A 24175-nucleotide genomic window follows, 5' to 3' on the forward strand; every position below is an offset into this window, starting at 1 on the left:
TGATGATGACGTTTATTGAGAAATATATCATGCCTTATGCTATGAAATTCGGCAACAACAGGCATTTGCTTGCTATCCGGGATGCATTGATTGGGATGATCGCCATCACGATGGTGGGATCATTTGCTGTCCTGTTTAATAATCTGGGGGAAATCATTAAGCCATACGGCAGGCTCATGGAAAGTATTTTCGGTGAGTCCTGGAAAACACTTGGCGGGGATATCTGGTGGGGTACGTTTGCCTTCTTGACTATATTCGCCGTGTTTGGCATATCCCACAGGCTTGCCAAATCCTATGGGGATGATGGATTCGAGGCAATGCTGGTTGCTGCAGCCTGCTTCTTCCTCTTAGTCCCTCAGGTTGGCCAGGTGCCGGATACGGAAGGCGTCTGGGGGTTCATTGGCTATGGATACTTTAATGCTACAGCTTTATTTACAGGTATTGTGGTGGCACTTCTTGCAACAGAAGTATTTATACGTCTGACCAGGGTAAATGCCTTTATTATCAGACTGCCGGATGGAGTACCTCCTGCCGTTGCAGGGGCATTTGCAAAATTGGTGCCGGGCATGCTGACGATTTTCATATTTGGAGTAGCAGGCCTTCTATTCAGAAAAATGACAAATGGGGAATTCTTGAATGACTGGCTTAACGCAACCCTTGTCGCACCTTTGACAAATGCAGCTGATTCACTGCCATTTGCGATCCTAATTGTCTTTCTTGTTCATGGCTTCTGGGCGGTTGGCCTTCATGGGCCTAATATTCTTGGAGGAGTTACAACGCCTTTATTCACATCTCTCGGGACTAAAAATACAGATTTGTATGCCCAAGGTGTGGCAGATCTTGATAAGTATGCCATTCTGGCAGGTCCATTCCTGGATGCCTTCGTCTATCTCGGCGGCTCCGGAGCAACTCTTGGCCTCATCATTGCCATGTTTATTGCTGGACGAAAGAGGCACAAGCAAATGCTGGCATTGGGAACACCGCCTGGAATCTTCCAAATCAATGAACCATTATTATTCGGCCTTCCGATCGTGTTAAATCCAATCTGGTTAATCCCGTTTATTTCTGCACCGGTCATCATGACTGTAGTGGCCTATCTGGCTATTAAATGGGGCCTTGTTTATCCGGTCGTTGTGGCAAGTATTCCCTGGGTGACGCCTGCAGGTATTGGCGGCTATCTTGCTACAGGAGGGCATATCTCCGGTGCAGTGCTGGCACTTGTGAATTTAGCGATTTCCATTGCCATTTATCTTCCATTCGTATATGTAACAGGAAAACTAGATGAAAAGAAACTGAAACGGCAGCAGACAGAACAAACACCAACAATTCAAGGTTAGGCGGGTTAAAGAATGGATAAAGAAAAGCTTTATCAAATCTCATTTCAGCTTATTTTGCACAGCGGGAATGCCAGAAGTCTGGCAATGGAATCCATCCAGAAAGCAAAGGCCGGAAAGTTCGAAGCAGCGGAAGCAAAAATCCGGGAAGCCGAGGAGGGGTTCGTGCTGGCACACAGACATCAAACTGAGTTAATTCAGGGGGAGGCTTCCGGGGCTCAGTTCGATCTGCCCATCATTCTTGTCCATGCCCAGGATCATTTGATGAATGCACTGACTGTTAAAGATATGGCACAGGAATTTATCGACTTATACAAGAAACTTGACTAAGAGAGGTAAACGAATGGCACAGCAACCAGATAGTTTAAAAATAGCCGTAATAGGCGGAGGTTCAAGCTATACACCGGAATTAATTGAAGGCTTTATCAAAAGACATCAGGAATTGCCTGTCAGGGAAATTTGGCTTGTGGATGTGGAGGAAGGCAGAAATAAGCTCGAGATTGTCGGCCAATTGGCAAAGCGGATGGTTGAAAAAGCCGGGGTTCCCATACAGATTCAGCTTACTTTAGATAGGAAAAAAGCGCTTAAGAGTGCCGATTTTGTTACAACTCAATTCCGTGTCGGGCTTTTGGAGGCAAGAGCAAAAGACGAGAGAATTCCTCTGAAATATGGAGTGCTGGGCCAGGAAACCAATGGCCCGGGAGGATTTTTCAAAGCACTCAGAACCATTCCGGTCATTATGGAGATCTGCCGTGAAATGGAAGAATTTTGCCCTAACGCATGGCTCATCAATTTTACCAATCCAGCAGGTATGATTACAGAAGCAGTCCTGCGATACAGCAATATCAAAAAAGTGGTTGGTTTATGCAATGTGCCCATTGGGATGGAGATGGGTGCAGCTCAGTTAATGAATGTGGATCACAGCAGAGTAAGAATTGACTTTGCGGGACTCAACCACCTCGTATACGGGCTCGATGTCTATGTCGATGGAGTGAGCGTCAAGGAAGAGCTGCTGAAAAAGCTTACGGACAAAGAACATTCGATCACGATGAAAAATATCCATGCGATGGGATGGGAACCGGAGTTTCTCCAGGCATTGAACGTGCTTCCTTGTCCTTACCATAATTATTACTATAAAACACGTGAAATGGTGGAAGAAGAAGTCAAGGCAGCATCAGAAGGCGGAACTCGGGCTGAAGTGGTTAAAAAGCTGGAGGAAGAGCTGTTCCAGTTATATCAAAATCCAGATCTTGCTGAAAAGCCGCCTCAGCTGGAAAAAAGGGGAGGGGCCTACTACAGTGATGCAGCATGCAGGCTGATTCATTCCATCTATACTGATAAAAGAGATATACAGCCGGTCAACACCCGAAATAATGGTGCCATTGCAGGCATACCTTCTGAATCAGCTGTTGAAGTCAGCTGCATGATAACGAAAGACGGGCCCAAGCCGTTAACGGTCGGAGAACTCCCAGTTTCAGTCAGGGGACTGGTTCAATCTATTAAATCCTTTGAAAGGATGACCATTGAAGCGGCCCTGACTGGTGATTATAATACTGCTCTACTGGCGCTGACAATCAATCCGCTGGTGGGTTCCGACAAGACAGCTAAAAAGATACTGGATGAAATGCTCGAAGCCCATCGTAGCTATTTGCCGCAATTTCAATAAATCACAACGCAATCAGGTCCAGAGAGAGCAAAAGCAAGGTTCAGACGCAAATGACTTATATATGGATCAATAAAGAAACAGAACAGTGCAATTAGAGTAAATCAAGACGTAATCAGCTCCCGAAAGCGTAAAAAAGCAAGTGGAAGACTTAAATAAAGGCGCAATAAAAAAAGAACAGAGCAATTAAAGTAAAAATTGGCAGGGCAGCAGATCATTCATGCTGCCTTGCAGCTATGTAACCGGAGGAAAATAACCATGATTAAGCTCATTGTTAATGCTGATGATTTCGGCTATAGTCCCGGAGTTAACTATGGAATTTTGCACAGCCACCTATTTGGAATTGTCAATTCCGCCACCATGATAATGAACATGCCCGGAACCGGGCAAGCCCTGGCAATGGCCAGACAATACCCAGGTTTACGAACTGGCGTCCATTTAGTCCTGACATGCGGGAAGCCGCTATTATCCCATTTAAAAACGTTAACGAATAAAGATGGATACTTCAGATCACAGGCAGATTTGGGCGAATTATCCTCAGAAGAGCTCGAGCTTGAGTGGTCTGCACAGATTGACCGTTTTATCGGGGCTGGTCTTGCGCCTTCCCATTTGGATAGCCATCATCACGTTCACACACGCGAAGAGTTTCTCCCAGTGATACAAAGCCTGTCCAATAAATACGATCTCCCTTTCAGAGTTAATGGCGCCTTTCCGATTGAAGGGGTCAAAAGCTATTCTAACAGATGCTTATTCGATTTTTACGGAGATGGCATACAGGAAGATTATTTCAGCATGCTGGCAGAAAAGGCGGAGGACGGGGAAACAGTGGAAGTTATGTGCCATCCTGCATTCGCAGATCAATTGCTAATGGAAGGGTCCTCTTATAATTTAAAGCGTTTAAAAGAGCTGGAAATACTGTGCTCCACAAAGCTTCCTCCTGAAATAAAACTGCTATAAGAAAAACAGTGTCCGAAAGAGGACACTGTTTTTTAGTCATTACTTCTTTATTTTCTTCATTTCATCTGCGACAAACTCCACATCTGTTCCAACAATGATCTGAAGGTTTGTCTTGCTTAATTTCATGATTCCTTTTGCACCATGTGCCTTCAGCGCACTTTCCTTAACCTTTTCCATATCAGCAATATTTAAGCGCAGGCGTGTTGCACAGTTATCAATGGAAGTGATGTTGTCAGCACCGCCAATATCTTTGATAAAATGGCTGGCCATAACTTCATACTTATTATTGCCCTGACTGGCAGGTGCATCTTCTTCTTCTTCAACTACGTCTGTTTCATCTTCACGGCCAGGTGTTTTCAGGTTAAACGCTTTTATTAAGGCATAGAAGATAACGAAGTAAAGAATCGCATAGATAACGCCAATTCCCAATAGCAGCAGCGGCTTTTCAGCGATATTAAAGTTAAGCGCAAAATCGAGTGCGCCTGCTGAGAATGTGAAACCATCGCGGATGCCCAATAGAGAGGTAACCCACATGGAAACACCGGTTAAGATGGCATGCACTCCATATAGAAGCGGTGCGATAAACATAAATGAGAACTCGATTGGCTCCGTAATACCAGTCAGGAATGAAGTTAGGGCAAGACCAATGAACATTCCTGATACTGCTTTTCTTTTTTCAGGCTTAGCTGTTGCAATGATCGCAAATGCTGCAGCTGGAAGACCGAACATCATAACAGGGAAGAATCCAGTCATGTACGCGCCTGCTGACGGGTCTCCGGCGAAGAAGCGGGCAATATCTCCATTAACTCCTTCAAATTCGCCGAATTGGAACCAGAATAAACTGTTTAATACGTGATGAAGACCTAAAGGAATAAGCAGGCGGTTTAAGAATCCAAATAGCCCTGATCCCAAAGCGCCGAGACCAATAATCCAGTTGCCCAATGAATCGATTGCGCCCTGGATTGGAGGCCAGGCAAAACCTGCGATGGCAGCCAGCAGAATCATGGTTACGGAAGTAATAATCGGAACGAAGCGGCGGCCGCTGAAGAATCCGAGCCAATCCGGAAGTTTGATATCATGGAAGCGGTTATATAATAATCCAGCAATAATACCGGCAATAATACCGCCCAGTACTCCCATATTTATATTTTCATCGATGGCAATTGCCCCTTCTGTTAATACAAGAAAGCCGATGGCGCCTGAAAGGGCAGCTGCTCCATTGCTGTCTTTCGCGAATCCCATGGCAACCCCGATAGCAAAAATAAGTGCCAGGTTGGCGAAAATGGCATTGCCGGCATTAGCGATAAACGGAATGCCCAATAAATCATCTTGTCCAAAGCGGAGCAGAAGACCTGCGGCAGGCAGGACGGCAATCGGAAGCATTAATGCTTTACCAATTCTTTGTAAGAATCCTAACATATAGATCTCTCCTTAATAAAAAATAATGAATAAGAAAGCGTTTTACTAAACTGTCGTAATCATACCAAAATATAAATATAGTTGTCTATACCATTTTAAAAGAAAAAATTCTAAATAGCAGGATTTTCGTTCTTATGTTAAGACTTTTCTAACAATGTAATTGGTATAGACAACTATACTTTAAGGTGATACGATATTTAATATAAATGGGTTTATTTAATTACTATATTTTGCATTTAAAAGTGCAAATATATTCTTATTCAGCTTTTTAAGCAAGGAGGAAACTCATGATGGAGATTATTAAAGTAACCAGCTATGAAGAAATGAGTAAAACCGCAGCAGATTATATCATCAGAAAGGTCCGCCAGCATCGTGATGCAACACTGGGATTGGCAACCGGAAGCACTCCTGTGGGAACCTATAAAAGGTTGATTGAAGATCACCGGTGCAATAAAACATCATATAAAAACGTGACAACTTTTAATCTGGATGAATACATCGGTCTTTCTGGGGAAAATCCGCAAAGCTACCGTTATTTTATGGATTCAGTATTGTTTAATCATCTGGACATACAGAAGGAAAATACTTTTGTCCCCAATGGGACGCTTGAGGATTTAAGAGAAGAATGCCGTAATTACGAAAGTAAACTGAAAAACCATGGCGGCATTGATCTGCAAATTTTGGGTATCGGCAATAATGGACATATTGGCTTTAATGAGCCTGGCACGCCTTTTTCATCTATAACTCACATTGTTGATTTAGCCGATTCAACGATTAAAGCCAATGCCAGATTTTTTAATACAATTGAAGAGGTGCCGACACAAGCCATTACAATGGGAATTTCAACGATCATGCAGAGCAGGGAGATCCTTCTTCTCGCTTCAGGTGAAGCAAAAGCGGATGCCATTCAAAAGCTTCTTGGAAATGGTGTTAATGAACATTTCCCGGCATCCATCTTAAAAAATCATCCAAACGTGAAAGTGATTGCCGATGAAGCGGCTCTTAGCGCATCAAAAGTCTCTGTATAAATGGGGTAGTAGCAATGCTTGAGAAATATCTGAATGAAGTAAAAGAATTATTGACCCTTGTAGAAAAAGAAGAAGGTCAAAAAATGAAAAATGCCGCCCGTGCTTTGGCTGAGTGTATTCAAAACAATGGAATTGTCCATGTATTTGGATGCGGACACTCTCATATGCTCGGAGAAGAGCTGTTTTACCGGGCAGGCGGGCTGGCCCCGATTAAGCCTATTTTTGTAGAGGATTTAATGCTTCATAAGGGTGCGGTCCGTTCCTCTTTAATGGAAAAACAAAATGATCTTGCGGGAAGCTTTATGGAAAATGCTGATATCCGGCCTGGTGATGTCGTCATTGCAGCATCAACATCAGGACGGAATCCAGTCCCGATTGATGTAGCTGAAATATCAAAAGAGAGTGGAGCATTTGTTATTGGAATCACATCCCCGCGTTACGCGAATACTCAATCCTCCCGGCACAAAAACGGAAAATACCTATATTCATCTGTGGATTTGACGATCGACAACCATATAGAACCAGGGGACGCATTGATGGAGCATTCGGCTTTGGGGATCCGGTTTGGGTCCGCCTCATCAATTATTGGCCTTGCGATTGTAAACAGCCTGATGGCGGAAGCTGTGGAAGTGATGATTGCAAACGGGTTCGAGCCGCCAATCTTTAAAAGCGGCAATGTAGACGGAGCAGAACAGCATAACCGCGAGCTGGTTAAAAAGTATAAATCCCGAATTCCGCTTCTGGAAGGATAAGAAATGGAATTGATAAAGGCAATTGAACAGACCAGGCAAGCTATGATTGATTGCATTTATTCAAGGGGACTATCTGATGAAATGACCTTGAAATTAAGCAGGGAACTGGATAAGTTAATTGTTGAATCGCAGCTAATGAAAAATGAGACAAGTTGCAAATAGTTGCGAAGAAATTGCAAACAAATCCGCAAAATTAGCAAATAAACTGAGAAAACCTGCAAAAAAACACTGGGAACTGACAAACAAGCTCTGGAAAACTGCAAATATAACCGACTAAAACGAAAAACCGCTCAGGCCTGAATACCTGAGCGGTTTTTCTATTTTATAGTGCATCTTTTATCACTTTTTTCGAATAGATCACAGACAAAATTCCGAAAATCGAATAAAGCACTGTGTAAAGCACCATAACAAGGATCATCGGCATCCAAAGCTCGCTTCCGAAGAAGAACCAGCCGGATTGTACGGCAAAGTAGCTGTGCAGAAGGCCGACGATAAGCGGAATTCCAAAGTTGAAAGCCATTTTGGATTGAATTCCGCTCAGCAGGTCTCCCTGTGTAAAGCCAAGTTTCCGCAGGATTGTATAGTTTGGTTTTTCATCCTCACTCTGATCCATTTGTTTGAAATATAGAATACAGCCTGAAGTGACCAAAAAGGTTAAACCGAGAAAACCGACAATAAACATGATCAGTCCTATGTTCATTTTTTGCCTTGTGCTCATCTCTTGCTGGGAATCGGCTCTGCCGCTGAATTCCATCTCTTTGAAGAGTGTATTGGCTTTTTCAATATCGCTTTCATTCTTTATATCCACTCCGATGAAAATCGAATCTTCATCCTGAATTTCAGGATTAAGGTCAGCTTTCAGCTCTTCATATACCTTCTCATCCACAATAGCAACCGGCAGCCCGCCTGATGTAAAATAAAACGGGAGAACAAAATCTTTTTTTAACCCTAAATATTTTTGTTTAATCGTGTTTGTTTTTCCCATGAACTCGAGTTCTCCTGAGCCCTTGAGCGTCATGAATTTCTGAAGGGCATCATTATATCCTGTCAGCACGGTTTCTTTTGGAGAAAGTTTAATGCCAGCTATGGATGTTTCGCTTACAACCGGCAAGATCATGTTTGGTGAATCAAAATTCATTTCTTCCAGATTGACATCTAGAATGTCCTCCATATCAACATCCACATGCAATAACTCAATACTTTTTTCCATATACTCTAATCCTTCTTTATGAAGTCTCCCTGTAAACTTCCCTGCATCTTCCTTATCAGTAAACGAAAAGTGGGAGGGGAGGCTATCCTGGGCTGATTTTTCCGCTGAGTAGTAAGAAATATAGCTTAAGGACAGCAGCCCAATCGCAAGAGCGGAGACAGTTGTAATAATCGTTAAAAGCAGTGCACTCGACTTCATGCGGAACATGATGGAGGACAATGAAAGCACTTCGTTAACATTCAGGTACCCATCTTTCCTTTTGCGGATCAGGCTGGCGATAAAGCTTACCGATCCTTTGTAGAAAAGATAGGTTCCGATGATAACGGAAGCCAGGATGACCACCATCGCAAGGAACAGCTCGTTCATGGATGTGAAATCCCCGCCAAATAAAAGGGAAGAGATATAATAGCCGGTTATGATCAGGACTAAACCAAGCACGCCCAATATCATTTCCAGCATGGACAGCTTTTTGACTTTTCCTTCTGCAATTGAAACCACCCTGAATAAAGATAGAATGGTTTGCCTTTTGATAAAAACAAAGTTCATCAGCATAATGAAAATATAAATAACCGTAAAGACGATGACAGTCTGCAAAAGCGCCTCACTTGAAAGGTGCAATGATGCAATTCCTTCAACCCCTGTCAACTTAAAAAGGACCATCAGTATTAATTTCGAAACCGAAAAACCGATAAAGATTCCAATGATCAAGGAACCAAAATACAGCATAAGATTTTCCAGGCTAAGAAGCCTGAAAATTTCATTTTTTGTCATTCCTATCAGCTGAAAAAGCCCGATTTCTTTGCTTCGTCTTTTGATAAAAATAGTGTTTGCGTACAGAAGAAAGATGGAAACAATCGCCACGAGCAGGATAGAGGCTGTTTTGATTGCTGCTGCACCTTTTATCGATCCTTTTGCTTCAGACATCGATGGGTCATATTGAAGGGTGACAAAGGCGAAATAGAGCGCGACACTGAAAATGAGTGCGAACACATAGAGATAATAATTTTTCAGATTCTTTTTCAGGCTGCGGAGGATGATGGTATTAATGCTCATGCTGCACACCGCCCAAAACGCCTTGTGTTTTCATAATATCCTTGAAAAAAGACTGTCTTGATTGATCTCCCTTATTCAGCTGAGTATAGATCTGGCCATCCTTGATGAAAATAACCCGGCTGCAGAAGCTTGCCGCCACAGGATCATGGGTGACCATGATAATCGTTGCTTTCCTTTTCTGATTTAAATCACTTAACTTATTCAATAAGTCTGATGCTGATTTCGAATCCAGCGCACCTGTCGGCTCATCCGCGAAAATGATGCTTGGTTCATGTATGAAAGCACGAGCTGCGGAAGTCCGCTGCTTTTGCCCGCCGGAAATTTCATTAGGGTATTTATCCTTTAACTCGAATATTCCGAGCTCACCCGCAACTGCTGCAAACTTTTCATCGGCTTCTTTTTTTGGTGTTTTGCTTACGGAAAGGGGGAGAAGGATATTTTCCTTCACTGTCAATGTATCCAGGAGATTATATTCCTGAAAAATAAACCCGAGATGCTTTTTGCGGAACTGGGCGAGCTGCTTTTCCTTCAGTCTTGTCATTTCCTTTTCTTCAATCTTGATTTCTCCGCCGCTTACACTGTCAATAGACGAGAGTACATTGAGAAGAGTGGTCTTCCCTGAACCTGAAGCGCCCATAATGCTTACAAATTCACCCGTTTCAATTTTCAGATCAATTCCTTTTAATACTTCTTGCCTATTAAATTTATTGCCGTAGCTTTTATGAATTTTTTTGGCTTCTAGTACAAACATGTGTAACCATCCTTTCTTTGATAGCTTTATCGCAGTCTAATGGGCAGTAAGACTCCCCCTTCAAGATTCAGAATGATTCCAAGGAGGATATGAGGTAGTCAAACTGTCCGTAAAGGCCCGACTGGTTCAACTGACAATCAGTGGGGAAAAGAAACCACCACTGATTGAAGTTTCACCTTATTATAGAAGTTTACGTTTATGTAATTCCTTCGATTGAACGAACAAACAGCAAAAGCATGTGACATTTTTGTCACATGCCTGTTATGCTGACGAAATCATTGCGTGTAGGGAAGGTAAGTGTCACGATTGTGCCTTTGCCTAAACAAGACTCCACATGGATTTTTATTTTTAGCTGGTCTGCGGCTTTTTTGGCTAAATACAACCCCATGCCTGTTGCTGCGTTTTCATGGTGATTTGCAGTAGATGTGAACCCTTTCTCAAAGATTCGCGGCAAATCCCTCTGATCGATGCCTCTGCCAAAATCCTGGATCCTCAAGGATATTTTACCGTCAAGTTGGGAACTCGAAATCCAAATATCTGATTCCTCACTATACTTCACAGCATTGGTTAAAAGCTGGCGCATGATAAAACTGAACCACTTTGCGTCGCTCAGAGCTTCTGTTTCTACCAATTCCATTTCAAAGCCAATGCCTTTTTGCATGCACCAGGACTGCAGAGATTTGATTTCACTGAATAGAATGTCTTCAAGATGAATCATTTCAATATACAAGTCATTTTCCATAAAAGGAATCCGCTTTTGATGTAGCTGCTGATCAAGAAGAAGGTGGATGCGCAACCATTCATACGTCAGGGCAGATTTAAGAGTTTGTTCCCCAATCCGGTCTATCATGAGATGCATGGCAGTTAAGGGTGTTTTTACTTCATGAATCCAGGACAGCAGTTCATCCTTTTCCTGCTCGAGAAGTGTCCAGTTCCGGCTGAACTCCTGTTTAAACCGTTCAGTTTGGCTAACCAGGCCCGACTCAATTATTTTTTCAAAAGGGCTGTCAGACTCTGGTATGCTCGATATATCTAAATTATCTTCCCTCTCTGCTACTTCTCTGTAAAATCGTGTTTCTTTTTGATAACGGAGAAAGATGAACCCTGTGAAAATAATTGCAGATAAAAAAGTGTAATATAGGAAGGGCTTAAGGGATATGGCTGAGTCGATATATACTACAAAGGCAGCAAGCACCTGAAGGAAAGCGTACAGCAGGATCCAGCTTAACCTTTCCCTGATATAATTCCTAAACATGTGAGGCGTCCTCTTCAATTGCCATATATCCCTGGCCGACCTTTGTTTCGATTCTGGCGCCAAGCCCGATTTCATCAAGCTTCTTCCTTAGTCTATTAATATTGACCGTTAGAGTATTGTCACTAATGAATCGTTTATCATCCCATAGGCTATTAATGATATCATCCCTGCTGACAATTTGATTTTTTCTTTCAATCAGAAGCTTTAATATGTAAATTTCATTTTTCGTTAATTCTATGCAGCCGCTCTCATTAGTAACGGTATTCTTTTCGAAATCAACCGCCGCACCGCACCAGCTCTTGAAGTTATTCTGAATGGCACTATAGTTATAGACACGTCTGAGAATTGCCTGTATTTTGGCGATCAGGACTTCGAAGTGGAAGGGCTTTTGGACAAAATCGTCAGCCCCAAGCTGCATGGACATGACCATATCGGTTGGGTGATCCCGGGATGACAGGAAAATAATCGGCACATTCGAATGTGAACGAATCATCCGGCACCAATGAAACCCGTCGAATTTCGGAAGCTGGATATCGATAATGACCAAATCAGGCTGTATGCCGGCAAACTCCTTCATGACTCCACTGAAGTCCTGAATTCCATGGACTTCATAAGACCATTGGGAGAGCCGGTCTTTGATTTCTGTAAACAGGGAGGCATCATCCTCAATTAAAAGCACTTTAAACAATCAATTCACCACACTTTTGCATATTCCTTCCATTATTGTATAGGAAAAGCTCAAGGTGTGCCAGATTGTTTCCGCGCTGTGTTAAAATAGGGTAAAAAGCAGGTTTTGTGCATGGAAATCTTTCTTTTCATCCTTATTATTTTAATTGCGTCCATTTTACAGACAAGCACGGGCTTTGGTTTCTCAATCCTGGCCACACCGTTTTTGCTGCTTCTTTTTGAACCTAGGGAAGCCATTCAAATTAATCTAATTTTATCTTTAATGATTTCAGCAGCATTATTTTCTAAAATCAAGAAGGATACAGACTTTGGTGTTTTGAAAAGGTTTACAATTGGAAGTGCAGCCGGGCTGCCGATCGGTATAGCCATTTTTTTATTTTTGGACATTTCCTGGCTGAAGTTAGCTGTCAGTTTCATTATTTTGCTTTTAACGATGCTTTTGATGGCAAATTTCCGTGTGAAAGAAACAAGCCGCAGGGATTATTCAGTAGGCGGCTTGTCAGGAATAATGACATCCAGCATTGGCATGCCCGGCCCGCCGCTCCTGTTATATTTTTCAGGAACTGATACCCAAAAAGAGCGGCTTAGGGGAACTACTTTGGCTTTTTACTTGTTTATCTACTCGGCCAGTCTGGTATTTCAGATAGTCTTTGCTGGGACCAATAAGACGATTTGGCTTTCAAGCCTGTATGCTTTGCCGCTAGTGCTGCTGGGTCTATACCTGGGACATATTTTATTTGCTAAAATTAATCAGCTTTTTTTCAAGGTTTTTACATACATTATATTGATTTTCACAGGGCTTTACCTGCTGGCTGAGAGTTTGAGGTAGAAGCCGACATGAAAAATGCGGGGCTAATAAAATTGGGCTGATTAGAATTAGCCAATCACGAAATGGGGACTGCTCTTGAATATAAAACTTATCTTTTGGGTCCTGTGCTTCCTGTTTTCATTCTTGGGTTTTTACCTGATAGAACACCTTTTTACGGTAAAGCCGCATGTGATTTCCGGCAATGGAAATTTAGGCATCCTCGTAATCCTTCTTTTTACACCTGTCTTTATTTCCAGTTGGGTCTATACTTTTAAGCTGGTAAATGCAAAGATTGTGAAAGATAGTAAAATGACTATAGGAATTTTAGTTTTTTCACTTGCCTGCTGTGTTTTGCTGATGATTGAAATGAACGATTATACAGGTGAGCTGATCACTGCTCTTGGAGGGACGCCGGATAACCCGGAATCAAGAATTTACCGTTTTGGCTGGTTCAATCAATACACAAATAGTCTTTACTTTAATGTTTATACCTTTTTTTTATCCCATATCATAACCGTAATTTTAGGCATCCTTTCAGCTATGAGGAGGAAAAAGATACATTAAAAAACTCGCCGCAGCGTGGCGAGTTTCTTTTTATTTTAAAGGGTAAACTTAGTTAACACCAACCGCATCATATGCTGCAATAACAGCCTTTACCTCAGCTGAAGGCTGTCCGTTTTGATCCGGATGCAGGTCTTTTGCTGCCTGGATGGCAGCCTGGCGCATTTGGCTGAAGTCGGAGCTTGCTGCCAGGTAATGGGTAAGTGCTCTATAGAAAATCTTCTCGGCTTTCGTTTTTCCAATGCCTGTTACCGAAACACCGTAATGAGTGCCTCCATCTGTGATCAGGTGGGCAGCTTTGTTGTTGATGCTGCTGTTGATATGGACACCGCCTTTATCAAGCTCCCCCACATAACGTTTGCTGTAGTGATCAGGGTAGTAGCCTGATTCTGTATAGCCTCCAATATAGACAGAAGCCGGGTCACTCATCGAACGAAGACCGTCGCCTGGTGTATTTGGCGTCCAAATATCTTCTCCTAATAACCAAAGATCTTCGCCTGTTTTATTTTCAGCGAAAGCCCCTAAAATATCAGCAATGGATTCATTGATCGCACCGGATTCATTTTCATAAATTAAATCGGCTGTATTGGTGATCACTCCATGTGTCATTTCATGTCCGATTACATCCAGGCCGCCGGACAGGGAAATCATCCTGGTTCCGTCTCCATCTCCGTATAGCATCTGCTTGCCATTCCATGCAGCATTATTCCACTTCGAACCGATATGGACAGTTGAGACTAATTTCATCCCTTCGCCATCAAGGGAATCCCGGCCGTGAACCTTATTATAATAGTCATAAACTTTTCCTGCGTTCACATGGGCAGACACCGCAGAAGGATCATAGAAGAAGTTGTTTCTGCTCTCCACCTCGAATCCGGTCATTCCAAGCAGAGCTGAAAGGATTATAAACGCGTTTTCAGGCATGCGGTTCGCTTTAAATGTATGGACACCTTCAGATCTTGTCCCATCGAATAAATAGTGCGTTCCTGTTTCCGGGTCTTTAACTGCCTGGAATGATTGAAGTGTCCCGAAAATATCCATACCTCTTGCTTGGACAGGTTCTGAAACTGTCGGAAGTGCTTTCGGTGCAGGCTGGAAAGAAGCAGTCTGCTGTGCCTCAGGCTGTTCAGGTGAAGATGGTGTCAGTTCCGCGATGGAATTATAGCTATGAATGATGTTTCCAGTTGCGGCATCTACAAAATAATGCCAATAACCCGGGGCCGGCGCTGAAGTGGAAGCTGTTACATAATAAGCCAGATGCTTTTGCCCATTATGCGGATAAATAACAAGTTCTCCATCTATACCATCATAGCTCTTCACTTCTCCAATTTTATCTTCAATGCTGTCCTTTACCTTTTCTAATGCTTCATCTTCGCCCAGTTTCGCATCTGTAGGAATAATGGAACGTGCCAGATTTGGTGTAACTTTGCCAAAGAAGGCTGTCACCTTGTTCTTGTCGTCCAAAGCAATGGTCTGCTGTGAACCGTATACAGGAATACCGTTATATTGCTCTACAGTTCTGAAATGGTGTGTGTTTGTTTCCTTATCATTAAATTGATCAATGATTTTGAATTGATCCTTGGCCTCGTAGCCGGCATTTTTGAATAAGTTCGCCTTTGATTGTAGGAACGCATATACAGCTTCTTCCTTGCTCAGTCCTTCAGGAGCTTGCCAGGTCCCAATTATGTAGGAAGGCGTCTTTAATTCCTGATGATACTTAACGATTTCTTCATTTGCCAGCACATTTTTGGCAGGCAGTGATAGTCCCGAAATGGCAAACGAAGCTGCCAGAACTGCAGGGAGGACTCTCTTTTTTAGCTTATTTCTTTTCAAACTGATCACCTCTTAGTTTGGATTGGTATTTCAAGGTCAATTATTCTGAAAATTACACAAATGGTCAATTGGGTTATAGGGATCTGCGATATGCCTGCCATTCATGAATTCGGAAATCAAAATAGCCTGTATTTTGCTTCGGAATACCGCAAAATAACCCAATTTACTTTGCGCATGACCTCTCGTATGCTTGTTCCACGGACACCTTTTCGAGAGGAGAACGGGGGATGAAGAAGGGATTGAATAAACTCATACTGCCGTGTCTTTGCTGCCTGAGTTTTTATACGGGCACTCAGCTTGTCGGGAAAACAGAAGCTGCCTTTACAAGCCAGGCAGAGGCAAAGCCTATTATAATCTCCACTGCTTTTGTTTTCCCATCCTATATTCACGGGCTTGAGGAGAAAGCCAGGATAAGAAGTGAACAACTAGTAAAAGAGCATGCAGGTTTAGAAACATTTGTGAAGAACGGACTGTTAAATGGGAACGCAGATCCGTCATCGGAATTTTTGAGAAAAAAAGAACAGATAACAGCCAGCTTGGAGGAACTTCATAGAATAAGAGCAGAACTGGAAAAACTGCATCTAAAAGCAGAAAAAAAGGAAGGATATGAGTTTGTAAGTAAAGGTTTTCTTAAAGTAGACAAGCTCCTTCTGCGAATGAATGATTCTCTTACCCTTCAGGAGCTGGAACAGCTTTTTTATCAAAAATTGCAGGAGCAAAAGAAGAAGCAGCAGGGAGAGGGCATAAGGACAAAAGAATTGGAAACGGATGAAAAAATAGAAATGCCTATCAGGGAGCAGGAAAATCAGATAATTGAACACAAAAAGCCTGTTGAGGAACAAGCGAATCCAGTGGAAGAACAGAATGTCAGCATGGACAATTCACAGAAGGATGCAGAGGAGGAAATAGCCAATGAAGAAAGCCATGAAAATACTGAGTAAATGTATCAGTGCAGCAGGATTGATGCTCCTGTGCCTGCTTGCTATTTGGGTGATATCCTCAAAAGCATCCGGAGGAGAACCGTCCCTTATAGGGTATCAGGCAAAAGCTGTTTTATCGGGATCCATGGAACCGACTTTCATGACAGGATCCATTATTGTAGTGAAACAGCCGGACAGAAATTTAAAAACGGAAGATATTATTACATTTAAATCAGGAGATAAATTAATTACCCATAGAATTATCGAAGTGAAGAAAACGAAAGCCGGGGTTTTATATCAAACGAAAGGCGACAACAATGACGCTCCGGATATGGAATATGTGCAGCCTGAAAATATAACAGGCAAATATGTGGGTTTTACCATCCCATATGCAGGTTATGCGGCTGAGTTTGCAGCATCCAAAGAAGGGTCCGCACTCCTGTTGTTTATCCCGGGACTGCTTCTGATGCTCTCTGCTGCGAGGACTATTTTTCTGGCTCTTAAAGAATACGAAACTAAAAACGCTTAATACGTCGGTTATGCCTCTTATCTGCCACAGGTAAATAAGAGTTAAATAAATTTATAGTATCCAAAGGAGGAAGTAACACATGGGATTTGCAAAAAAGGTAAGTAAAGGGCTTTTGACAGCTGCTTTAGGTTTTTCATTAATGGGTGGGGGTACATACGCTTACTTCAGCGATACGGAGGTTACGAATAACACGTTTGCAGCAGGTACCCTGGATTTGGCGGTAAACCCTGAAACAATTGTCAATATTGCGGATTTAAAACCAGGAGATGAAGTTTCACGTGAGTTTACCATCACAAATAGCGGCACTCTAGATATCTCCAAGATCTTGCTGCATACAAACTACCAGGTGGAGGATGCAAAATTAAATGGAGCTGCAAATGCAGATGATTTCGGAAAGCACATAAAAGTCACGATCCTATATAATCAGGCTAACGCAACCGTACAGGTTGCAGAAACTACTTTGCATGAACTGCAATCACAAACTCCGGATTTAACAGCCATTGATAACTTTGTAGGCGGGGGAACAGTTCCGGATGGCCTGGCCCCTGGGGAAACCGATAAAATTATTGTGCTGTTCGAATTTGTGGATAACGGAGGGGATCAAAACGAATTCCAGGGAGATGCGCTGCAGGTGGAATGGAAATTCAATGCAGAACAGGCTGAAGGAACAGTAAAATAGAAAATGGACGGAAAATCCCTTGAAAGAAAATTCAAGGGATTTTTTTACACATTAATTAATTCATTGCCTTCAAGCTGACTGTTCAGATGAATGGCTTTTTCATGATTACCTGTCTCGATGTAATATTCATACAGCTTTTTGCCAAACCTGCGCATAAGAATCATATGTTTAATTTTAACAAATTCAGGGAAAGCCTTTTCTTCCAAATACTTAAAATATTTCTCACGCTGATGAAAAAGCTGATACTTAGAAAGTTTAAATAACGATAAGTATAAGGTGCTTTTAAGCTCCTTTGAAACCTGAATTCCTTCGCATGCTTTTTTAAGGAGAGCTGTTTTGCCGGATAATTTGCCTTCTATACAGGAATTAAGGTACGAGTATAATCGCTGAAGATAAATGATTGTATTCCTGTCAGCTAAACGCAAAGCCTGTTTATAGCATTCCTTTGCCTTAGCATATTGTTCCCTATTAAAATACTCAAATCCTAAATTATTGTAAAGCAGCCCTTTATAGTCATGAAATCCAATTCGTTCGCAGTCCCAGATTAAATGATGATAACGTTCTGCCAGTTTATCCATGTCGGTTAAGATATCACTGCTGATCTGCAGGAGGATAATGGATTCCGCTTTTATCGCCATGGTGTAGTTGTTCGTGTTTTTGAAGTGCTGTAAGGATTTTTCTGCAAACATGTAAGCCATGATTTTTGAATCAATATAATGATAGGCGATTGCCAGGTGATAAAAGTATTCTTCATTGCCATATTCATTAATATTGATATTTTTTAAGACCTGAAGTGCCTTTTGCTGATCCGCGCAATCTGGCTTTATTGCTTGATTAATATAATACATCCCTTGAACATGGTAAAATAAATTTCTCTCAAAAAGGGGGAGGCTAGGAAACACATTGCTAACTTGCTTAATAATCCGGGATGCTTCCTCTAACTCCTGATGCAGCAAATGATATCTTGCCTTTAAAAGCAGATAATGGGCCGCATATTTAGAAGATTGAATAAATGGGGAGCTTTCCAGTTCATTCTTGATTTCCTCAGCCCTGGCTATTCTATACATGATGATGGCCTTATGCCAATCCTGCAAGCGCTTGTCCAGATCCCGGAAGTATTCAATCTCCGTTTGAATGTCAATATTTAAAACGGCAGAGAAAAGTGAAATAATTTCCGGTGAATAAGCAGTTTTCCCTCTTTCAATTTTGCTTACATGGGTAGGAGTACAAATCCCTTCACCTAACATAGCTTGTGTAAGACCAGACTTTTCCCGGTAGAATTTAATAATTTCCCCTTCCAGCATGTGATCCTCTCCTTATCTATTAATAATAGGTGAATAGGCCAGGCGGCTGTCTCTTAAATACTTAATTATCTTTTATCTAAGATTTTCCTTTTTGGGGGAATTTTTAGGGTCAGAAGACATAGATCCTTTGGGGGTGAGTAAACAGCAATAAATCCAAAAGGCTGATTGGGAAGGGTAGAAAAATAGCACAAAAGGAAAAATCTTCTATGGGATATAGAAGATTTTTCTCACTCAATCATGTTTAATGAATTTGGGGTTCAAAGTATTTGGCTGCAAGCCCGCTTGCTTTTTCATGCTGTGACGACTTCCTGTAATAATGAAACAGTTCTTTTTCATATAGAGTGATTAATGTGCTATTCCCTAATCCATGCAGGTGGGGAAGGAATGTATTTTCTAAAAAGAGATAGTAATCATTAATGTCTTTATCTTCTAGAAGGATATCGAGCATATAAAAAACATATTGATAGGTTTCATTTTGAAATTGTTCAGCTAGCCGGCGGCCATCGTCCAGCAAGGATCTGAGATCTTGTTTCTTATAATAATCCAGATTAAGGCAGCTATGAACATAGCCTCTAATTGCGCTTAATTTTAAAGGCGGGTTCGGATTAACCTCGGATTGTTCCAATAGCTTTTTGTAAACTTCACTCGCTTCTGAATAAAAGCCTTTTGCAAAGTATTCAACGGCTAGATTATGCCAAAGGTTCATTTCCCTGGCTTCTTCTTTATGAGCCCGGCAGGATTTGATTAATGTATGATACTGCTTGACAGTTTCTTCAAATTGGCAAAGGTCGTATGTGCCCATTTGGATCAGTAAAACGGTTTCTGTATCAAGAATTCTTTTGAAATTATTGGTTTCCCGAAAATGGGACAGTGCAAGAGTGCCATAGTGATAGGCTTTAACTTTATCATTCATCAAATGAGAAGAGGTTGCGAGGTGAAAATAAAATTCATGATTATTATATTCTTTAGGATTAATATTTTTTAAATGGGCAATGGCTTCTTTGCAATTCTGTAAGTTTAGAAAATAAATGCTCCATGTATGTTCGAGAAGATTCCGTTCAAAACGATCAAGTGTGTTCCAAGCATTTTGGCAGCTGTCTAAAAGCGATTTCCCCTTTTCTTGCTCACCTTGCATCAGGTGGTATCGAGCCAAAAGGATTGAATGAAAATATTTTGTTTCCGAAAAATGAAGGTAAGGATTTTGGGCTAATTCCTCTTTAATTAATTCTATATCTTCTTTTTGCTGTTTAACCATGGCATCCAGCCATTCATGGAGTTTAGTCTCAAGCATATCAAACTTTTCAAGCTCTTTTATAAGATCTATGTTCAGCCGTTTACAGATCAGATGTGTGATTTCGGACGAATATTGTGTATGTCCCCGCTCTATTTTACTGATATGAGTCACAGAACAAATCCCTTCGCCCAGCTGTGTTTGGGTCAATCCAGCCCGTTCCCGGTAATATTTTATAATTAAGCCTTCCTTCAAAACAGCATCCCCCCTGTGGTTCTGAATATGATCGTAGCATACCTTATCAGCAAGAAACAGATATCCAGGTATTGTCAGATGTCTGTTTTTTCCAAGAGGTCGTGGGAAATTATTCCTAAGAGGTTTTTAAAGGTTTCAATTTGGGGTAATTCAAAAAGTCTTTTTAACCAGGAAGTGAGAAAGTTAATAGAAAATTGATAAGGAAGTCTGTCTTTTATACTATTTAAACAGGAAGAGTTCTTTCAAAGCGGATATAAAGTCCTGAATTTAAACGGATCCATCCTTTTAGATTCCCCCAATTTACTTCTCTCAGAGCCGGCAATACAATTAATTTTAAGAAAAGTTAAAAAATATTGAATCTTTCTAGAGGAGAGGGCGGAGAGAAATGAAATTGAAAAAAGGGGTACCCTATAAAGTGCTGGCTTCTGCATTGGCAGCAGCAATGCTATTCGGGGGAACAGTCTCGGCACAAGGAGCTCAGGATGACCAAATCGAGGCACCAAGTGTTGAAGACATTGTTAAGCAGGGGCAGAAAATATTTTTGGAACAGCAATATCAGGCTGATGCCAAGGCAGTGGACAAGCTGGGATATAAGAACCTGACAGAAAAAGGGTTAACGAAACCATATAAGCCAAATGAAATATTACGTGTCATTGTTGAGGTCGAGCAGCCGGCAGGTACTGAAAAAACGAAACAAAGCAAAAAAAGTAAAATGAAGGCAAAACAAGACGAGGTTATATCAGCGCTTTCCAAGAAAAAATCTTTCAAGAAAGTGAAGCATCGCTTTTTTGAGGGGTTTAATGGTTTCAGTCTGGAAACCGAGTTTCGTAATGTAAAAGAAATTCAGGAATTCCCAGGTGTCACAAACGTACATATTGCCAGAACATTTCAGCCATCCATGGGTGCCAGCAAGGAATTAGTGCAGGCACAGAAGGTTTGGGAGGCGCATGGCTATGAAGGTGAAGGGCTGCTTGTTGCTGTAGTTGACTCCGGATTGGACTATACACACCAGGATATGACATTGACTGATGAAGGGAAAGAAAAGCAGAAGTGGTCTGAGGGAGGAATCAACGCAAAACTCGCTGAAACGGCTATTAATGACGTCTGGTATAGTGACAAAGTACCGACAGGATATGACTGGGCAGATGAAGATACAGATGTCATTCCCCGCGGACAATATGGAAGTCCGCATGGCATGCACGTGGCGGGTACTGTAGGCGCTAATGGGGATGAAGAAAGTAATGGGGTAAAGGGGATTGCTCCGGGTGTACAGTTATTAGCTGAAAAAGTATTTTCTGATAATGGCGGAGGAGCTTATGAAGATGATATTATTGCTGGAATTGAACACGCTGTGGCAATGGGGGCTGACGTCATTAACATGAGTCTTGGATCAGATGCAGGCTTTGTTGGAGAAGAAAATGATCCAATCCAAAAGTCAATCCGGGAAGCAACTGAACAGGGCACCCTCGTGGTAGCAGCTGGAGGCAACTCATCCTATAGCACAAATAATAATATTATGGATGCCTCTGCCAAGCCGTATGCAGAAAATCCGGATATTGGAACAGTAGGAGAACCTTCTGTAAGTCCATTTGCGCTATCCGTATCATCCTATGAAAATACTAAATTGCATATGAATGCACTTACTGATGAAAACGGTTTGCAGCTTCCATACCAGGATCAGACCCATGTAAACTTCAAGCTATCAAAAGTTCTAACATCAGGAGAAAGCTATGAAATGGTCTATGTAGGGGAAGGGAAGACGGCTGATTTTGCCGGAAAAGATGTTGCCGGCAAAATAGTTGTAGCAAAACCAAATCAGAAATATGGTTTATATTCATATGTACAATCTGAAGCCAGAAAAAATGGTGCCAAGGCGGTTATCCTTGTACCGCCACATGACGAAGCTGATTATCCTTTCTTGTTTTTTAGCCCGTACTTAACTCCTGCAGCAACAACCAGCAAGAAGGATGGGAATGCTTTAATTTCGCAGCTGTCCAAGGGACAAACAGTGAAGATGCAGATGAGCAAAGGTGTTTGGTTGGATAATGCTGATAAAGATAACATGTCAGACTTTTCATCTTTTGGAACGCCGCACACACTTGACTTCAAGCCTGAGTTATCAGCACCAGGCGGAGGGATTTATTCAACTGTTCCGGGCAATGAATATGAAATAATGAGCGGGACCTCCATGGCAGCACCTCATGTCGCAGGCGGATCAGCTTTGCTGCTTCAGGCTTTATATGAAAAAGGATTGCCGCAATCCAAAGAAACGGCATTAAAAGCGAAAATCGCCTTAATGAATACGTCAAAAATCATTCAGGATCCGCGGGCAAACAGCCAGGTCCCTTACTCACCACGCGTACAGGGAAGCGGATTAATGCAAATACAAAATGCGATCAAAACACCTGTACTTGTCACAAATAAAAATGCTCCTTTGGAACAGGCAGGAGCGGTTGCTCTTAAGGAGATTAATGAGAAAGCACACTTCAAACTGAATGTCGAGGCACTTCGGAATGCTGATGTGAAAGAACTGGAATATAAAGTGTTCGTTGATGTTTTAACAGACGAAACTGAAACAAAAGAGTTTGACTTGGATAATGATGGCAAATTAGATACCAAGGAATATTTAACAATGACCAGCAAGCGGATGTCAGGGGCTTCTGCCATCGTAAATGGAGAAAAAGTGACCAATGAAAAAGGAAAAACATTAAAAGTTAAGCCAGGACAAAACAAAAGTCTGGATGTACAGATTCAATTGCCGGATAGCCTAAAAAAGGGCACATTTGTCGAAGGATATGTCCGTCTTGTGCCAACAGGTGAAAACAGTGATGCCTCTGTGCCGCTAACAGTTCCATATATGGGATACTTTGGACAATGGGACAAGCCGCAAAACCTCGACCCAGCTGCCTGGGAAAAAGAAGCCTTCTTAGGATATACAGTCCTATGGAACGATGAAGGAGCACAGTTTCCGATGGGATATGATCCGTATACTGGAACATTTAATATGGATCGTATTGTGATTTCGCCAAATGCAGTTTTGCCAGGTGTTTTCCCAACTTTTACAGCTCTCCGCAATTTACAAAAGACAGAAATGTACGTGGAGAATGATAAAGGGGAAATGATCAACTATTTAGGCGACTTCAGTGAATATACAGGCAAGCCTTGGAAGTTCCGCAAAAATATCATGGCCTTCCGTGACTATATGATTAACGGCTATTTATGGGACGTTAAGGATCAAAACGGGAATACCGTTAAAGATGGCTCTTATCAATATGTAATCAAAACAACACTTGATTACAAAGATGCCAAACCTCAGGAAGTAAGGCTTCCGGTTCACGTAGACTCAGTTGCACCAATCGTCTCGGATATTCAAGTACAGCCAAAGGACGGCCAATATGAGATTTCCTTTAAATCAGAAGATAACGAAGGGGGAAGCGGCTATAATGGTGCAATCATCTGGTATAACGGGAGGTATATGCCGCTCGAACCTGGTAAAACTTCAGCCCTTGTAAAAGAAGAACCGAAGAGCGTTGTCGTAATGGGTGTCGACCATGCATTTAACCAGAGCTTTGCTGTATGGGGGGATCCTTCCTATATTAATGAAGAAATGCTGGTGAGCTACTTCAGTGTTTATCCTAATAAAAATGTGAATGCAAATACGCCTGCCGGCATCAATGCATTTGCAAACAACCGCGTAAACTGGACAGTGAATATTAAAGATGAAGCAGGAAAAACCGTAGACACAATCAATGTGGAAAACGAACATGAAATTCACTTGAAGTGGACTCCAGATGCAGATCTTCCAAATGGGACTTACACCATTAATGCGGATGTATCAAGTAAGCAGGGCTTTAAAGTAACCACGAATCCTAAAACGGTTACAGTATTTCAGAACTAAAATATCAAGAGCCATGGACGGTAAAAGTCCATGGCTCTTGATATTTTG

21 protein-coding genes are annotated in these 24175 nt (G+C 41.8%); 13 read left to right on the forward strand and 8 right to left on the reverse strand.

The window, feature by feature from the left end; all coding sequences use genetic code 11:
* The first annotated feature begins 2 nt into the window (after positions 1-2).
* The 4 genes from DFO72_RS04945 (at position 3) to chbG (ending at position 3954) form a co-directional block, all read left to right on the forward strand.
* Positions 3-1337 (forward strand): PTS sugar transporter subunit IIC, encoded by a 1335-nt coding sequence (locus DFO72_RS04945; RefSeq protein WP_113881136.1) that lies wholly within the window; start codon positions 3-5, stop codon positions 1335-1337.
* Between the two features lie 12 nt (positions 1338-1349).
* Positions 1350-1664 carry a PTS lactose/cellobiose transporter subunit IIA gene (locus DFO72_RS04950; protein WP_113881135.1) on the forward strand — a complete coding sequence of 105 codons (315 nt, stop codon included), beginning with the start codon at positions 1350-1352 and terminating at the stop codon, positions 1662-1664.
* Between the two features lie 13 nt (positions 1665-1677).
* Positions 1678-3000, forward strand: a complete 1323-nt coding sequence (locus DFO72_RS04955; RefSeq protein WP_113881134.1) for a 6-phospho-beta-glucosidase — start codon at positions 1678-1680, stop codon at positions 2998-3000.
* Positions 3001-3255: 255 nt separating this feature from the next.
* Positions 3256-3954 carry a chitin disaccharide deacetylase gene (gene chbG, locus DFO72_RS04960; RefSeq protein ID WP_113881133.1) on the forward strand — a complete coding sequence of 233 codons (699 nt, stop codon included), beginning with the start codon at positions 3256-3258 and terminating at the stop codon, positions 3952-3954.
* Positions 3955-3993: 39 nt separating this feature from the next.
* Here the strand turns inward: chbG and nagE are convergent, their stop codons facing one another.
* Complete coding sequence (gene nagE, locus DFO72_RS04965) at positions 3994-5373, reverse strand: N-acetylglucosamine-specific PTS transporter subunit IIBC (RefSeq protein ID WP_113881132.1); 1380 nt, start codon at positions 5371-5373, stop codon at positions 3994-3996.
* Positions 5374-5663: 290 nt separating this feature from the next.
* Here nagE and nagB point away from each other — a divergent pair, with 290 nt between their 5' ends.
* Genes nagB through DFO72_RS04980 form a run of 3 tightly spaced genes read left to right on the forward strand, consistent with a single transcriptional unit; the run spans position 5664 to position 7315 of the window.
* A complete protein-coding gene (nagB, locus tag DFO72_RS04970) occupies positions 5664-6401 on the forward strand; it encodes a glucosamine-6-phosphate deaminase (protein WP_181782252.1) in 738 nt (245 codons plus the stop codon).
* Positions 6402-6415: 14 nt separating this feature from the next.
* Entirely contained in the window at positions 6416-7153 is a 738-nt protein-coding gene (locus DFO72_RS04975) for an SIS domain-containing protein (RefSeq protein WP_113881130.1), read from the forward strand.
* Between the two features lie 3 nt (positions 7154-7156).
* Positions 7157-7315, forward strand: a complete 159-nt coding sequence (locus tag DFO72_RS04980; protein ID WP_243856067.1) for an aspartyl-phosphate phosphatase Spo0E family protein — start codon at positions 7157-7159, stop codon at positions 7313-7315.
* Between the two features lie 160 nt (positions 7316-7475).
* Here the strand turns inward: DFO72_RS04980 and DFO72_RS04985 are convergent, their stop codons facing one another.
* The 4 genes from DFO72_RS04985 to DFO72_RS05000 form a co-directional block, all read right to left on the reverse strand.
* Positions 7476-9416 (reverse strand): ABC transporter permease, encoded by a 1941-nt coding sequence (locus DFO72_RS04985; protein ID WP_113881129.1) that lies wholly within the window; start codon positions 9414-9416, stop codon positions 7476-7478.
* Positions 9406-10167 (reverse strand): ABC transporter ATP-binding protein, encoded by a 762-nt coding sequence (locus DFO72_RS04990; RefSeq protein ID WP_113881128.1) that lies wholly within the window; start codon positions 10165-10167, stop codon positions 9406-9408. The genes DFO72_RS04985 and DFO72_RS04990 overlap by 11 nt, the downstream gene beginning before the upstream one ends.
* Positions 10168-10417: 250 nt before the next feature.
* Entirely contained in the window at positions 10418-11422 is a 1005-nt protein-coding gene (locus tag DFO72_RS04995) for a sensor histidine kinase (protein ID WP_113881127.1), read from the reverse strand.
* On the reverse strand, positions 11415-12110 hold the full coding sequence (locus DFO72_RS05000) for a response regulator transcription factor (RefSeq protein ID WP_113881126.1): 696 nt from the start codon (positions 12108-12110) through the stop codon (positions 11415-11417). The genes DFO72_RS04995 and DFO72_RS05000 overlap by 8 nt, the downstream gene beginning before the upstream one ends.
* 111 nt (positions 12111-12221) lie before the next feature.
* Here DFO72_RS05000 and DFO72_RS05005 point away from each other — a divergent pair, with 111 nt between their 5' ends.
* Positions 12222-12938: a sulfite exporter TauE/SafE family protein gene (locus DFO72_RS05005; RefSeq protein WP_113881125.1), complete on the forward strand. Its 717-nt coding sequence runs from the start codon at positions 12222-12224 to the stop codon at positions 12936-12938.
* 75 nt (positions 12939-13013) lie between these two features.
* Positions 13014-13481, forward strand: a complete 468-nt coding sequence (locus DFO72_RS05010; protein WP_113881124.1) for a hypothetical protein — start codon at positions 13014-13016, stop codon at positions 13479-13481.
* Between the two features lie 48 nt (positions 13482-13529).
* Here the strand turns inward: DFO72_RS05010 and DFO72_RS05015 are convergent, their stop codons facing one another.
* Positions 13530-15311, reverse strand: coding sequence for a M4 family metallopeptidase (locus DFO72_RS05015; RefSeq protein ID WP_113881123.1), 1782 nt, complete (start codon positions 15309-15311; stop codon positions 13530-13532).
* A 227-nt stretch (positions 15312-15538) separates the two neighbouring features.
* On the opposite strand from DFO72_RS05015, the gene DFO72_RS05020 reads away from it, so the two are divergent.
* From DFO72_RS05020 to DFO72_RS05030, 3 genes are all read left to right on the forward strand, one after another.
* Entirely contained in the window at positions 15539-16252 is a 714-nt protein-coding gene (locus DFO72_RS05020) for a DUF4047 domain-containing protein (protein WP_113881122.1), read from the forward strand.
* Positions 16224-16760 carry a signal peptidase I SipW gene (gene sipW / locus DFO72_RS05025; protein WP_113881121.1) on the forward strand — a complete coding sequence of 179 codons (537 nt, stop codon included), beginning with the start codon at positions 16224-16226 and terminating at the stop codon, positions 16758-16760. The genes DFO72_RS05020 and sipW overlap by 29 nt, the downstream gene beginning before the upstream one ends.
* Positions 16761-16839: 79 nt before the next feature.
* On the forward strand, positions 16840-17439 hold the full coding sequence (locus DFO72_RS05030) for a TasA family protein (RefSeq protein WP_113881120.1): 600 nt from the start codon (positions 16840-16842) through the stop codon (positions 17437-17439).
* 44 nt (positions 17440-17483) lie between these two features.
* On the opposite strand, the gene DFO72_RS05035 is transcribed toward DFO72_RS05030, so the two are convergent.
* Positions 17484-18743 (reverse strand): helix-turn-helix domain-containing protein, encoded by a 1260-nt coding sequence (locus tag DFO72_RS05035; RefSeq protein WP_113881119.1) that lies wholly within the window; start codon positions 18741-18743, stop codon positions 17484-17486.
* A gap of 241 nt (positions 18744-18984) precedes the next feature.
* Positions 18985-20229, reverse strand: a complete 1245-nt coding sequence (locus tag DFO72_RS05040) for a helix-turn-helix domain-containing protein (RefSeq protein WP_113881118.1) — start codon at positions 20227-20229, stop codon at positions 18985-18987.
* Between the two features lie 385 nt (positions 20230-20614).
* Between DFO72_RS05040 and DFO72_RS05045 the strand changes: the two genes are divergently transcribed.
* Positions 20615-24127 (forward strand): S8 family serine peptidase, encoded by a 3513-nt coding sequence (locus tag DFO72_RS05045; protein WP_113881117.1) that lies wholly within the window; start codon positions 20615-20617, stop codon positions 24125-24127.
* Positions 24128-24175: the final 48 nt, after the last annotated feature.

The organism is Cytobacillus oceanisediminis (assembly GCF_004366035.1).
Classification (GTDB): Bacteria; Bacillota; Bacilli; order Bacillales; family Cytobacillaceae; genus Cytobacillus; species Cytobacillus oceanisediminis_C.

Bases quoted from the DNA above. Each gene is read 5' to 3' on its own strand.
- DFO72_RS04945 (WP_113881136.1), top strand. From the start codon at position 3: ATGATGACGTTTATTGAGAAATATATCATGCCTTATGCTATGAAATTC.
- DFO72_RS04950 (WP_113881135.1), top strand. From the start codon at position 1,350: ATGGATAAAGAAAAGCTTTATCAAATCTCATTTCAGCTTATTTTGCAC.
- DFO72_RS04955 (WP_113881134.1), top strand. From the start codon at position 1,678: ATGGCACAGCAACCAGATAGTTTAAAAATAGCCGTAATAGGCGGAGGT.
- chbG (WP_113881133.1), top strand. From the start codon at position 3,256: ATGATTAAGCTCATTGTTAATGCTGATGATTTCGGCTATAGTCCCGGA.
- nagE (WP_113881132.1), bottom strand. From the start codon at position 5,373: ATGTTAGGATTCTTACAAAGAATTGGTAAAGCATTAATGCTTCCGATT.
- nagB (WP_181782252.1), top strand. From the start codon at position 5,664: ATGGAGATTATTAAAGTAACCAGCTATGAAGAAATGAGTAAAACCGCA.
- DFO72_RS04975 (WP_113881130.1), top strand. From the start codon at position 6,416: ATGCTTGAGAAATATCTGAATGAAGTAAAAGAATTATTGACCCTTGTA.
- DFO72_RS04980 (WP_243856067.1), top strand. From the start codon at position 7,157: ATGGAATTGATAAAGGCAATTGAACAGACCAGGCAAGCTATGATTGAT.
- DFO72_RS04985 (WP_113881129.1), bottom strand. From the start codon at position 9,416: ATGAGCATTAATACCATCATCCTCCGCAGCCTGAAAAAGAATCTGAAA.
- DFO72_RS04990 (WP_113881128.1), bottom strand. From the start codon at position 10,167: ATGTTTGTACTAGAAGCCAAAAAAATTCATAAAAGCTACGGCAATAAA.
- DFO72_RS04995 (WP_113881127.1), bottom strand. From the start codon at position 11,422: ATGTTTAGGAATTATATCAGGGAAAGGTTAAGCTGGATCCTGCTGTAC.
- DFO72_RS05005 (WP_113881125.1), top strand. From the start codon at position 12,222: ATGGAAATCTTTCTTTTCATCCTTATTATTTTAATTGCGTCCATTTTA.
- DFO72_RS05020 (WP_113881122.1), top strand. From the start codon at position 15,539: ATGAAGAAGGGATTGAATAAACTCATACTGCCGTGTCTTTGCTGCCTG.
- sipW (WP_113881121.1), top strand. From the start codon at position 16,224: ATGAAGAAAGCCATGAAAATACTGAGTAAATGTATCAGTGCAGCAGGA.
- DFO72_RS05030 (WP_113881120.1), top strand. From the start codon at position 16,840: ATGGGATTTGCAAAAAAGGTAAGTAAAGGGCTTTTGACAGCTGCTTTA.
- DFO72_RS05035 (WP_113881119.1), bottom strand. From the start codon at position 18,743: ATGCTGGAAGGGGAAATTATTAAATTCTACCGGGAAAAGTCTGGTCTT.
- DFO72_RS05045 (WP_113881117.1), top strand. From the start codon at position 20,615: ATGAAATTGAAAAAAGGGGTACCCTATAAAGTGCTGGCTTCTGCATTG.